We start from the raw sequence: 14,149 nt of genomic DNA on the forward strand, positions 1-14,149 counted from the left end.
GAATTATTTCCACTAATATCTTTTATTAACTCCTTTAAGTTCCATTTGCTGAGTAAGTCCCTTAATTCTTTCAATAAACCTATGAACTTTTTTGGCCTCAAATGCAGTTTCCTCTTTTGTTAAATTTTTTTTAGATAAGTAAAGTTTTTCTAACTCCACTAAGTTAAAATTTGATGTAAAAAATGTAGTTTTTTTATTTTCTAAACGGCTGTTTAAAAGACCAAATAATAACTCATCCCTACTTCAGCTTGAACCAGTAGTAATTTCTCCACCAATATCATCCAAAACTAATACATCAACTTTGTAACACAAATCCAAAAACTTATTATAGTCATCTCTTTCTGAGCTGTTAAATGTATCTTTAACTATTTTTATAAGTCTGTTAACTGTAACAAAAACAACTTGTTTATTTTTTTTAGCAAAACTATTTGCTACCATTTTTAATAAATATGTTTTTCCAACACCACAATTTCCAAATAAATATAAGCCTTTCATATATTTTTCAGATTCTACTATATCTTTTAGTTTATACAATACAGACATTTGTGATCCAGAAATGCTTTCATTGTTTGATACTACATATTCATGTAAAGTGTTTAAATTTTCATTTAAATCATAATCAGCATATTTTATGTTTTCTAATATTTGATGATTTTTATTCTCAAAAAGCCAATGATTACATCTTTGGCTTTTTATATAAAATTGATTATTTTGAAAAGCTAGTTTTTGCTGAATACCTTTCAATTGTTGCTTGCACTTATCCATACCCTCATTTTTATTACAAACAACTGCTTGATTCACAAATTTTTCTAAAGTTAAATAGTCTCTTTTTATGATTTCGTCTGAAACTTTCATCTCTTTTATAAAAAATTGTAAACTTTTATTTTTTTTCAAGGCTTCAATATCTTTATCCATTCATATCACCTCATAATTTTGGATCAAATTTTGCATTATCATCTACTTCAATAATATATGATTTTGAGCTTTCTTCATTTTCTACTACAGTTGAAGCTGGAATTTGTTGTATGAAATTAGTTATATTTTTAGGTTTTACAGCTTTTTTATGAGCAAGTTTTAAATACTCCATAGCTTCTTTTGCATTACTAATATTTCTTTCGTTTAAAGTTTTTGCAATTTTAAACAAATAATTGGCAACTATTGTTCCTTCATTTTTTAAATATGAAAACTCTAATAAACAGTTAATTACTCCATCACGTAATTTATATTCTCTTCCTAATGTTCTTATAACTTCTAGTTCCTTCAAATCTAATCTTTGAACATTCATTAATAGTTCTAAAAATTGAACTGGATCGATAGTTTCCATTTCTTCAATTTTTGCATTTGTTTTATTTTGTTTATTTAATTCTGGATCAAATAGTTCATGCTGTTTTTGATCTTCATCTCTACTAAAGTATTTTGATGAAATTGATACATAAAACTTATTAATATCTAAATCTACTTCTTCAAAATCATAAGCTTTAACTAAATTTTCAATAATAGTTTCAATTGATATTTTATAAGATATGTAAACCTCTTCAATTATTTGTTTTAGTCTTTTGTTATCCTTAGGGATAAAAACACTTTTTTCTGCTAATTTTTTAACTATTTCATTAAAATTCAAACCCTTTAATAACGGGTTTGATTTTTTTGGTTTTGGTTTTATATTAGAACAAATTTCGCTGTTTAATTTATGGTTAAATTCTTCAAATACTTCTAAAAACTTAGATGATGTATTTTGATAACCACTATCACTTGGTAAATCTGTTTCATCTTTAAAGATATTTCTTGCTAATTCATAATTTGTATCACCAATTTTGTCTATTAATGCTGAATTAAAAAGCTTATTGTTGAAATAATCTATTGGTTCTAATGGTGCATAAATATTAAATATAACTGAGTTTTTTGATTTATTTTCTAATGTTTCAACTAGACCCATTGCTTCTAATCTTTTTATTTGTCTTGTTAAATTATCAGATTTAGTAAAAGACATTGATATAAGTCTGTTTTCATCAAAAACAAAGTTTTTTTTGTAATCTTTGATTATTTCTGCTTCAAAAATAAGCATTTTATATAAAGCAATGCTTTTTAGCCCTATTATTGGTTGATACAAATAGGAAAGCACCTTATCGTCTAAAAGATCAACTCTGTTTTTCAAAACTACTTTGTAAATATAATTTCTCATATGTTTGCTCTCCCTATACATTACTAATATTATTTAAAAATAAAAAAAAACATATAAATTTAATAAAGTTTAATAAAGATAAAGTTAAATGTTAATAAAAAAGTGAAAAAAACCCCTTAAATAAAGGTTTTTTTTGAGTTATTCACATATTAATTAACTTTGACACTTTTCACAATAGTATGTTCCTCTACCATTTAGTTTGATTTTAATAACTTTTTGACCACATTTATAACATGGCTCATTTTTTCTTGTGTGAACTTTCAGCTCATTTTGAAATTTCCCATCAATTCCTTGCTCTGGTTGATAAGAGTCAATGGTTGTTCCGCCCATATCAATTGACTTTTTAAGAATTTTTCTTGAGGAATCTGCTATTCTTTGGTACATTTCTACATTTAAATCATTTCCTTTATTCAGGGGGCTAATAGATGCGTCAAAAAGTATTTCATCTGCATAAATGTTACCAATCCCTGAAATCAAAGTTTGATCTAATAGAATAGTTTTAATATATTTACTTGATTTAGCCATCAAGTCATATAAATATTTTCCTTGTACAGCCATATCTAATGGTTCAAGACCAATTTTTGCAATTGGGTTCAAATTTAAGTACTCATTGACACCTTGATAATGAAAGGTTCCAAACTTTCTTGTATCTTGATAACACATTAATTTTTCATTTGAAAGTTTGAAAATCGCTAATATGTGTTTTTTATCAAAGCTATCATTTTTATCATAAATAAATCATTTACCTTCCATTCTTAGATGACTAATAAGAACAACATCACCTAAATGAAAAATTATGTGTTTTGCTATTCGTGATATTTTTTCAATTGTTCTATTTTTAAGGTCTTCTTCAAAATCATCAACACTTATATCTGATTTAATTATTTTTGGGTACAATATCTGAGCTTCTATTATTTTGAGACCAACAACTTTTTTACGTAAAGTTCTAACAACCGTCTCAACTTCTGGTAGTTCTGGCATAAATCCTCCTAATTACTATTTCAAGTCATATCAAGTTTTACCAATTGCTTTATTGACTTCCAAGGGAACTTTGGGTTCTCTATTTTTGTTTACAATTGCTAATAAATCTACATATGCATTTTTCATAATTTTTTCAACTACAGTTTCTATTTGTGTAATTTCACTGTCTTTAACTAATAAAATAACTTCATCATGAATTTGTGCAACTATTTTTGTTTCCAATTTAAGAGACACTAATTCTTTATAGATGTTATTCATAGCTATCTTTAAAATATCTGCAGCAGTACCTTGTATTGGTGCATTTATAGCAGCTCTCTTACCGAATTCTCTAACCATATAATTACTACTTTGTAACTCATAAATATATCTTCGTCTATTTGCTGCCGTTTCAACATAACCTAACTCTTCACCAACTTTTAAAATTTCTTTTTTATAGTTTTCGATTTCTGGAAATGTTTTATTGTAAGTAATGATATATTGTTCAGCTTCTTTTTGTGTTATTTTTAAATCCTTAGATAAACCAAACTTGGTAAGACCGTACAAAATACCAAAGTTAAATACTTTTGCTATCCTTCTTTGATCACTTGTTACACCATCTTCATTTTTAACACCAAAAATATTTCTAGCAGCAATTTCATGAATGTCAAGATTGTTTTTGTATGCACTTATAAGCTCTTTTTCATCTGCCAAGTCTGCTAAAACTCTTAGTTCTATTTGTGAATAATCAAAACTTATGTAACTATATCCATCATTACATATAAAAATTTTTCTTACATTTCTTTGTTCATCATCCCTTACAGAGATATTTTGTAAATTAGGATCTGTTGAACTTAGTCTTCCTGTATTTGTAAGTGTTTGATTATAAATTGTATGAACTTTATTATCTGCATAAATAAACTTTTCAAAACCTTTAAGATAAGTGCTGTATAGTTTTGAATATTTTCTAATTGCCAAGATATAATCAATTATTTCATGTTCACCCACCAAATTGTCTAAAGCTTCTTTATCTGTGCTGCCTTTTGCTCTATCTGGCAATTTTAACTTTTGGTAAAGTAATTCTTTTAGTTGCTTTGGGCTAGCAAAGTTAATAGGTTCAATGTCATTTTGTTTTAATAGATTTTGAGCTTTTTGTTCTATATCATTAAGTAATCCTAAAATATATTCAGTTTGTATTTCTAATTCTTTTTTATCAATTAAAACACCTTCTTTTTCCATATCCAACAGAACAAAACAAAAAGGCAATTCAATTTTTTTATAAAGCTCAAACTGATTATTATCTTTTAATTTATTTATTATTGCTTCAAACGTATTTTTAATTAGACTTGCTCTACTTATTAAGTAATCAGCAATAACATTGTCTTCCAAACTTTTAGTTTTTTTAACACCTTTACCAAAAACTTCTTCAAAAGTTTTAATTTCAATTGTTGAATCGATAGAATTTATTTGAGACTCAAAATTGGACTTAACATTTGAATTTAATACATATGTTGCAATCATAAAGTCATATTTAAAATTGTTGTAATTTATTTGATAACCTAAAGTTTCTAATACATAAATAATTTTTTTTATATCATATGTATAAAATGATTTTTCATTTAAAAACTTTTGTAATGTATCATCGATACTTTTTTCTTGTCAATTAAAAATGTCTCTTTGTTCATTACTATCAAAAGTGTAAAAATAGTTCCCAGTATCATTAACTATACCCAAACCTATAATATCAGGGTTATGATAGTTATCATTAAGAGTTTCTAAATATATAAAATTTTTCTTTGCATTGTATTCATTTTTTCAACTATTAGTCTTAATAAAATTTACAATTTTTTGGGGTTCTTGTTCATTTGTTACTCCAAACCTTTTTATTAGAGAACTCATTTCATATTTTGCAAAAAAGCTTTTTAAATTAGAAAAATCGATTTCTACTTTTTTAAAAGTAAAGTCCAAGTTTTTTATATCTTTATAAATTGTTGCTATTTCTCTAGATAAAAAAGCATCTTCTTTTCCATCAATTAGTTTTTGCTGTTTTGCCCCTTTTATAGAATCTATATTTTTATATATTTCATCCAAAGTTTTATACTCTTGAAGTAGTTCTTTGGCGGTCTTTTCTCCAATTCCAGCAACTCCTTTTATATTATCTGAACTATCTCCACGTAAACCTTTATAATCAATAACTTGTTCTGGTGAAATTCCTCATTTTTCATAAAGTCTATGTTTATCATATACAACCAAATCGCTTGTTCCGGTTTGTGGTGAAATAACAACGACATTATTTGAAATTAGTTGATACATATCTTGATCACTTGTTAATATTTCCACATAATACTCACTATCATTATTAAGAATATGTGCAATTGATCCAATAATGTCATCAGCTTCATAATCATCTAACTCATATCAATCAATTTTAGCTTCTGTCAAAAATTCTCTAACTATTGGAAACTGAGATACTAGTTCTGGAGGTGTTTTTTTTCTACCAGCTTTATAACTTTCTAACTTATCATGTCTAAAAGTTTTTTTACCTTTATCAAATGCTACTTTAATATCATAATAATCATTTTTTTGAACAATATTTAAAAGCATGTTAATAAATGAGTATGCTGCATTTGTAGGGATACCTTCTTTTGTTGTTAAAGTGGCTCTACCATAAGAACTATAAAAAGCTCTAAATATTAAAGCATTACCATCGACAAGTAAAATATTTTTTTTCATTTTTTATTTCCTAACTAATAACTTTTTTAAACTCTACAAGTAAAGCATTCAATTTATTATTGAACAACTGAGTTTTGATTTTAATAATTATATTTTGCGCAATACTTAAGTCAATCTTCAGTTTTTCATAAACCGAAGAAAAGATCGTAACATCTATTTCACCAGTTTCATCCCCAACGGTTAAAAAACACATTTTTCCTCCGTTTTTATCTGTTTTTGTGGTTATATTTTCAATGGATACAAAGATATCTACCACTTGGTCTGGCTGTGTCAAATTAGATATATGATATAGATTTTCATTTCCAACTATTTTTTGTCTTAAAATTGACAAAGGATGTGCACTAACATAAAACCCTAAATATTCTTTTTCATACCTAGCTAAATCTTCTGGTTTATCTTTTTCTGTGGGTAAATCCAATTCTATTTTATCATAATGAACTTTATCATAAATGTTTGCTAAATTTAAAACTTCTTCTTTGTATTCTAAAAGAACTTTTCTTGAATAACCAAAGCAATCAAAAGCACCAACAGATACTAATGCTGTATATCTAGATTCACTTAGACTTTTTCCCATAAGTTTTGAGATAGTTCCTAATATTGACTCAAAAGCTTGTTTATCTTCTTTATAAATCTGCTTAATGGTCTTTAAAAATTCAGGTCCAATCCCTTTTACTACATTTAATGGAATGTTTACCATGTTATTTGAAAAATAGTAAATGCTATTTGGATTTTTAATGCTTGGACCATTTATTTTAAATCCATATTTTTTTAGTTCAGATAAATATTTTGATGTTCTTGCTTCATTTCTTAAAACTCCATTTAATAAAGAACAATAAAATTCAGGCATATAATGAGTTTTAAGGTAGGCCATTCAATAACTTATTAATGAATATGCTATTGCATGCGATTTATTAAACCCATATTCAGCAAATCTTTCAATATAGTGTCATAATTCTTCTGCTTTTGATTGTGTATAATTATTTTTTTGTGCATTTTCTATAAACTCAATTTTGAACTGATCCATCAATTTAGCATCTTTTTTACCCATGGCTCTTCTTACAATATCAGCTTTACCAAGACTAAAATTTGCAATTTTTTTCAATACTTCCATAACTTGCTCTTGATAAACTATTATGCCATAAGTTGAGTCTAAAATATCTTTTAGATTTTCATCTATTGCATATTTTTTTGCTTTTGAGTTTTTTCTTTTAATATATTCAGGGATATTTTCTTGTGGTCCTGGTCTAAACAATGAACTTGTAACAGCAATATCTTCAACAGAGTTTGTATTCATTTTAATCAATACATCTGTCATACCTGTTGATTCAAGTTGAAATATACCACTAGTTTCTCCGCTTCTAAGTAATTCAAAAGTTTTAGGGTCTTTTAAACTTATATCATCTAAAGAAATACTTGATTTTCTTGAAATTTTGATATATTTTATAACCTCATCAATTATTGATAAATTCCTTAGCCCTAGTATGTCTGTTTTGATAAGTCCTATATTTTCTAAATAATTCATTGAATATTGTGTTTGTAATATACCGCTAATTCCGATTTTAGTTGGTACTACATCTCATAAATCAACGTCGCAAAAAACAACTCCTGCTGCATGAGTTCCTGTTTGTCTTGGTAATCCTATTATTTTGCTAGCTACTTCAAAAATTTGTGGATATTTTTCTTTGTATTTTTGCAATGTTTTTGAGTCCTTGATTGCTTTATCTAAATCCAAAACATTTTTATCTGATACAAACTTAGTCATTTGATTAACTTCTTCAATAGCTATATCAAAAACTCTTCCACAATCCCTTAATGCATTTTTAATACCTATAGTTTGAAAAGTGGTTATTGTAGCAAAATGATTTTTACCGTATTTATCAAATAAATATTCTAATATTTCATCTCTTCTGTTATCTTGAAAATCAATATCAATATCTGGTAATGTTACCCTATCAATATTTAAAAAACGTTCAAATAATAAACCTCACTGAATTGGATCAAGCGCAGTAATACCCAAAAGATATGATACTAAACTACCTGCAGCAGAACCTCTTCCTGGACCAACTAAAATACCTTTGCTTTTAGCAAATTGAACCATATCACCAACTATTAAAAAATAATCAGAAAAACCCATCTTTTTAATTACTTCTAACTCATAGTTAAGTCTTGTTTTGTATTCTTCATTATTTAGTTTTTCAAATTCAAGTTTTTCATAACAAACTGATTCTATGTAATTGTCTGATGGTACTTCTTTTGAGTTTGGATATTTTAAAAAATGTATCTGATTATTATTAATAACTTCATCTTCTACTTGAGAAACTAACATTTCCATGTTTTTAATGTGTTTATCAATATCAATATACATTTTTATCTGTTCTACATTTAAATAAAAAGCCTTTTCTAAATCGTCAATCTCATTAATTAATCTTGCGTCCTTAATAGATATCAAAACTTTATACTCCAAATATTCTTCTTCCAATAAATAGTGAATAGAGTCAGCAAATATGGCATTATCTAATTTATTATATTTATCAAAATTTTGTTTTGTAATGCCTATATAAAAATTATTTTTAGTTAGGTTAGCTATTTGATTAAAAATTGTTTCTTCTGCTATTAAATTAGGCACATAAATAACAATAACATTTTCTAAGTTTTGCCTAAAAATTTCACTTTTAACTTCTTCTTCATTAAAAGAATCCTTGTTAGACACAAAAGAAGACACATAACTAACCATTTTGTAACCTTCATTATTTTTTGCATAAAATATTATGCTACCAAATTGGAAATCTAAAGACACTCCAATGACTGGCTTTATATTATTTAAGTTTGCTAATTTTTCAAATTCAGCAGCCCCATACATTGTATTTTTATCTGAGTAAAAACCAACCTTTAAATTATTTAGTTTTAAAAAATCTATGTAATCTTGAGGTTTGATTGTTGAATTTAAAAAATTATAGCAAGACTTCACATTTACTAAACTTGTATAAATCATAACAACACCCCTTTTTAATATTTTACACAAAAAACAACAACAAACCCTATTCGGGCTTGTTGTTTTAGTGTTTAATTTTACGGCTTGCCATTATTGCATCGTATGCATTGTTTATTTTTGCCATTTCTTCTTGTGCTTTACTTCCAGAGTTTTTATCTGGGTGATATTTTTTAGCAAGCATTCTATACTTTTTCTTAATTTCATCATCGGTTGCCTTTTCAGTTAAACCAAGTGTTTTGTAATGCTCTAACAATGGATCGACAGATGTAAATTGTTCTTGATTGTTATATCACTCGTTTTGGCCACTTTGATTATAATTGGCATTATTTGAATTATTTGAACTACTTTGATTGTAGTAATCATCTTGTTCTTGTCTTTTTCTATTTGATCTTCGATTTCCACCAAAAATCATACCAAAAATAAAATCAATAAAAATTCAAATAAATATATAATACAATATCCTAAATATTATTCTTAATATGTCTTCCATTGTTCTCAAACTTTCTTATTTCAATTTTAGTATCAAATATACTATTATACTTATTATAATTAATAAAATTACTAATGAAGCAATTATTTTATAAATAATTAAATTAATTTTTCTTTTAGGTTTAATTTGTTTTTCACTAACAATAACATTGGCATCAGTTTGAGAGTCATCGGTTTTTAGTTCTGTTATGGTAAGTGAATCATCTTTATATTCTTCAATTTTAAACTCTTGTTCATTTCCAAGTGTTTCACTGTTTATAACAATACCATTGAAAACTCCAAACTTGTTTTCACCTTTAATTTTCTTCTTTTTTTCTTTCACTTTCAATCAACTCACCATCCCTAAAAACAAATTGCTTTGTCATACTATTTAAAGTATACTCTATCATTTCGTCAAGAAGTAGATTTTTTTCTTGGTCTTTTGCAATATATGCTCTTGGCTTAGTAACGGGATTTTTTGGTACGTATAAAGAACAAACATCATCAAATGGCAATACAGATATTTCATAAGTGCCAATTTTTTTAGAAATATTAACTATTTCTTCTTTATCATATGTTATTAAAGGTCTCAAAATTGCTAAATTAGAAGTTTCATTTATAACATTAATTGATTCAATTGTTTGCGAAGCAACTTGTCCTAAATTTTCACCAGTTATTATAGCTTTAGCATTATTTTGTTCAGCCAATTTGTTTGCAATTCTTATAAAAATTCTACGCATTATGGTTATTCTATATGTCTCTTCTTTTATGTGCATAAGTTCTCTTAAAATCATTGAAAAATCACAAACATACAAACTAAAATTAGACTGATTGAACTTTTCAAGCTGCAATGCTAATTTAAATACTTTGTCTAAAGCTTCGGGTGAAGTGTGTGGTGGAGTCATAAAATGTAAAAAGTCCACTTGCATTCCTCTTTTTAGAGTCAAGTAGCTTGCCACAGGAGAATCAATACCACCACTTAACAATGAAATTGCTTTACCACTAACTCCAACGGGTAATCCTTTTGCTGCGTTTATTTTTGATGTAAAAATATAAACTCCGTCAGCTTTTATAATTACAGTTATTTTATTTTGTGGATTATGAACATCTACTTTTAATGTATTTGTGTTTCTTAAAATATTTCCTGCAATACTTGTTTTAAGATCAATCGATCTCATTGGAAATCCCTTGTCTTTTCTTTCTACTTCCACTTTAAAAGTATGTTCTTTTAAAGACTGTGCAATTTCTAATGTTTTTTGTAAAATTAAATCTTCTTTTTTTTCAACTATATCAACTAGCGAAATAGAATAAATACCAAAAATATTAGTCAAAACTTTTGTAACTTCATCGACTAATTCATCTTTTACTTGTAAAGTTAAACTTTTGTGATCTTTTTTATAAATTACTTGTTCTTTATGTTTTTTTAATTTAAATTTTATGTTTTGAATTAATTTATTAATAAATATATTTCTATTATTTCCCTTTAAAGTTAATTCTCCATATCTCACTAAGATATTTTTCATTTTACACCTATTTTCTTGCAACTTTTATATTTGTTAATGCTCTTATTGCAACGTTTACCACTTGTTCTAACTGTCTTTGTTGGAAAAGGTGTTCACATTGTAAAATAACATCCTGAATTTGAGGATACTTTTCAATATATCTTTCTAGATAAACTATTATTTCTTGAGAAATATAATCTAAAAAAATTGCGTCATTTAATTCATTAATCACATTAAATACTTGATAAGTCAATTGGTCTAATTGTTGCTTTGCTTTTTCTTTTTGTTCAATTGTTTTTATCATGCTAATTGATCGAGCAAACTCATCTAATGATTTTTGTTCCTCAATGATTGTACCTAAAAAACGATCTTTTAACTCAACAATTGACTTATATTGATCAATTTTAATTTCAGCTTGACTTAAAAAACTTTGTAGTTGAAGAACTTTATTAGAAAAGTTTTCAAGATTTACTGATTTTGAGTTGATTACTTTAGCTGATTTTTCTAATTTAGAGATATCATTTAAAACATTATTCATTATTTTTAGTAAATCGTCTTTTATTTTTAATAAGTCAAAATCTTTACCATTAGAATCATTGATATCAATATTTGCTACTAATAGATCAAATTGTTCTTTAGTTCTAATAAAACCTAATCTTGCTTCTTCAAAACCGATTCTATCTTTACTTAGCAGTTTTGTGGGTGATTCATAATGGTTAAATGCTTTTTCCATTTCAAGTGACCCTTTTTGAACCATATCAAAGCTTTTTCTTATGTCTTCTATGTTGTTTTCAAAATAAATCTTTAACAAGTCACTATGTTCAACCTCAATTTTAAAGTCTTCAATTTTTTCAAACAATTTCTCAATAGTTTTATTGGCTTTTTTATATTGTAAATTAATGATTTCATTTTTTATTTTTATTCTCAAATTATCAATTTCTAACTCTAATGCTTTATACTTTTGAGCATCTCTTGTAATTCGAGACTTACTTGAGGTTCCAAAAGTGACATATTTATTTTTTAACTCCAATAATTTTTCTGGTATTGTGACTGTATTCATTGAGTAAACTTCTGGAATAGCATCAAGAAGTTCAATTAAGAATTTTAAAGAACCATGAATATTTGTTAGATGTTCTCAACTTTTTTTGAATTTTCCATCATCTAACAATAAATAGAACTCTTCAAAAAAACCTTCAATTCTATCAATCAGTTCTTTTAATTTCTCTTGATCTAAATCATTATAGTTAAAAGTTAACATTGTAACTTCATCTTTTAATCTTGAAAAAAGCTCTTTTTCATAAGTTATGTAGTCTCTTTGTACATACTCTATCTCAATATCATTGAATATTTCAGTATATAAATTGTGCACGACACTATGTAATTCTTCTAAATCTGTATATAGGTGCTGAAATTTTTTTATATTTGAAAATTTAGGTTTAAGGTTTTTTTTGTCATCTAACAGACCTGCCAATATAGATATATAATTTATTAATTTTTTTTCATATATTATTTCATATTTTGTTCTTCAAATACTAAACTCGACTTTAAATGTATCATTTCCTTCATTTATTGCTGCTATTCTTTTGATAACCCCTTTTAAAGGTGATTTTCTTAAAGTTTCAATCATATCTATTGATTTGGCGATAGTTTGTAATAACTTACTATTTATGGCTAAAACTATTAGCAAGATGATTGAAATAATAAAAAAAACTAAAAATACTGCAAAAAATGTAGCAGATATTGGATTTGTAAATAAAGTATTAATATTTCAAGCAAAAATCATTAAGCCATACCCCTATAAATCATATTAATTATAGCATAATAGAAACTTTATCATTTTGCAAAAAAAAGCAAGTTTTTATATAAAAAATCATAAAAAACATATATAATTATTTTTGGTTAATCTGCAAATAAGCATAATAAAAAAATTAGTCTATGAATTTAAAAAATTTTAAGTAACCCCTGCAGATGGAGGGCGAAACATAGACTTCCTTTATTAGGGCTTATCCGTTTTTAAGATTTTCCACATAATAATAATTCAAAAATAAAGGAGAAAATTAATGTCAAGATATACAGGATCTACGTTTAAAAAATCACGTCGTTATGGATTTTCAATTCTTGAAACTGGAAAAGAATTCAGTAAAGGAAAGAAAAGAACTACTGCGCCTGGTCAACATGGTGCTAGAAGAACAAAATTGTCTGGTTATGGACAACAAATGCAAGAAAAACAAAAAGTTAAATTTATGTATGGGTTAACTGAAAGACAATTTAGAAATACTTATGCTAAAGCTAAAAAAACAACAGGAATTACAGGGACAATCTTCTTACAATTACTTGAATCAAGATTAGATAATGTTGTTTATAGAATGGGACTTGCTGCAACAAGACAAGGAGCAAGACAATTAGTATCACACGGTCATATATTGGTTAATGGTAAAAAATTGGATATTCCATCATATAGCGTTAAACCTGGAGAAACAATAGCATTAAAAGACAAAATGCATAAAAATGACAAGGTAATAGAGGCAATTGCTTCAGCTGAAAGAACAGTTGACTTTGTAAAATTCGATAAAAAAACATTTTCAGGAACATACGTTAGATTACCAGAAAGAAATGAACTAAACCAAGAAATAAACGATGCTTTAGTTGTTGAATGATACAACCGTTTAATTAAATAAAAAAATCAAACTTATTATAGTTTGATTTTTTTTGCTAAAATATTGAAAATTGAGGTGTTTATGGATCGATGTAGTTGAGCAAATGGTAGCCAAGATATGATAAATTATCATGATTATGAGTGAGGAGTTCCCTCTTACGATGACAACGTGCTGTTTGAATTTTTAGTGTTAGAAATAATGCAAGCTGGACTTAGTTGAGCGACAATAATTTCTAAAAGGTCAAGTATAAAAGATGCATTTTCAAATTGAGATTATAAAAAAGTTTCTTCATATGATAATACAAAAATAGAAGAGTTGATGAATAACAAGAATATAATTAGAAACAGATTAAAAATTGATTTGATTATACTAAATGCTAAAAAGTTTATTGATATCATTCATGATTATAAAAGTTTTAGTAACTATATATGAAAGTTTGTTAATAACAAACCTATAATTAATAATTTTGAATATGCTAGCAATGTTCCAAGTAGCACTAAATTATCAAAAACAATTTCTGATGATTTGAAAAAGAAAGGTTTTAAATTTGTAGGTCCTACAATTGTTTATTCTTTTTTACAAGCAATTGGTGTTGTAAACGACCACACTAAGAATTGCTACATAAAAAAACTCAACAGTCAATAATAAACTAGTTGAG

Annotated in this window: 11 protein-coding genes; 2 read left to right on the top strand and 9 right to left on the bottom strand. The window is 26.2% G+C overall.

What is annotated here, in order from left to right:
- Positions 1 to 12 precede the first annotated feature (12 nt).
- The 9 genes from SHELI_RS04060 to SHELI_RS04100 form a co-directional block, all read right to left on the bottom strand.
- Positions 13 to 915, bottom strand: a complete 903-nt coding sequence (locus SHELI_RS04060; RefSeq protein WP_069116909.1) for a DnaA ATPase domain-containing protein — start codon at positions 913 to 915, stop codon at positions 13 to 15.
- Positions 908 to 2,182 (bottom strand): DnaD domain protein, encoded by a 1,275-nt coding sequence (locus SHELI_RS04065; protein ID WP_069116911.1) that lies wholly within the window; start codon positions 2,180 to 2,182, stop codon positions 908 to 910. The genes SHELI_RS04060 and SHELI_RS04065 overlap by 8 nt, the downstream gene beginning before the upstream one ends.
- Before the next feature lie 153 nt (positions 2,183 to 2,335).
- On the bottom strand, positions 2,336 to 3,163 hold the full coding sequence (gene mutM / locus SHELI_RS04070; RefSeq protein ID WP_069116913.1) for a DNA-formamidopyrimidine glycosylase: 828 nt from the start codon (positions 3,161 to 3,163) through the stop codon (positions 2,336 to 2,338).
- Between the two features lie 15 nt (positions 3,164 to 3,178).
- A complete protein-coding gene (gene polA / locus SHELI_RS04075; protein WP_069116915.1) occupies positions 3,179 to 5,872 on the bottom strand; it encodes a DNA polymerase I in 2,694 nt (897 codons plus the stop codon).
- Positions 5,873 to 5,882: 10 nt separating this feature from the next.
- Positions 5,883 to 8,864: a DNA polymerase III subunit alpha gene (dnaE, locus tag SHELI_RS04080; protein ID WP_069116917.1), complete on the bottom strand. Its 2,982-nt coding sequence runs from the start codon at positions 8,862 to 8,864 to the stop codon at positions 5,883 to 5,885.
- 64 nt (positions 8,865 to 8,928) lie between these two features.
- Positions 8,929 to 9,354 carry a J domain-containing protein gene (locus tag SHELI_RS06245; RefSeq protein WP_069116919.1) on the bottom strand — a complete coding sequence of 142 codons (426 nt, stop codon included), beginning with the start codon at positions 9,352 to 9,354 and terminating at the stop codon, positions 8,929 to 8,931.
- Between the two features lie 15 nt (positions 9,355 to 9,369).
- Entirely contained in the window at positions 9,370 to 9,675 is a 306-nt protein-coding gene (locus SHELI_RS04090; RefSeq protein ID WP_198146090.1) for a hypothetical protein, read from the bottom strand.
- Entirely contained in the window at positions 9,650 to 10,855 is a 1,206-nt protein-coding gene (gene thiI, locus SHELI_RS04095) for a tRNA uracil 4-sulfurtransferase ThiI (protein ID WP_069116924.1), read from the bottom strand. Before thiI ends, SHELI_RS04090 begins: the two co-directional genes overlap by 26 nt.
- Before the next feature lie 7 nt (positions 10,856 to 10,862).
- Positions 10,863 to 12,617, bottom strand: a complete 1,755-nt coding sequence (locus SHELI_RS04100; RefSeq protein ID WP_069116926.1) for a septation ring formation regulator EzrA — start codon at positions 12,615 to 12,617, stop codon at positions 10,863 to 10,865.
- A 277-nt stretch (positions 12,618 to 12,894) separates the two neighbouring features.
- Here SHELI_RS04100 and rpsD point away from each other — a divergent pair, with 277 nt between their 5' ends.
- Both rpsD and SHELI_RS04110 read left to right on the top strand, forming a co-directional pair.
- Entirely contained in the window at positions 12,895 to 13,512 is a 618-nt protein-coding gene (gene rpsD, locus SHELI_RS04105; protein WP_069116928.1) for a 30S ribosomal protein S4, read from the top strand.
- Between the two features lie 60 nt (positions 13,513 to 13,572).
- Complete coding sequence (locus SHELI_RS04110) at positions 13,573 to 14,136, top strand: DNA-3-methyladenine glycosylase I (protein WP_084449261.1); 564 nt, start codon at positions 13,573 to 13,575, stop codon at positions 14,134 to 14,136.
- Positions 14,137 to 14,149 lie beyond the last annotated feature (13 nt).

This window comes from Spiroplasma helicoides (assembly GCF_001715535.1).
GTDB classification, from domain to species: Bacteria; Bacillota_I; Bacilli_A; order Mycoplasmatales; family Mycoplasmataceae; genus Spiroplasma_A; species Spiroplasma_A helicoides.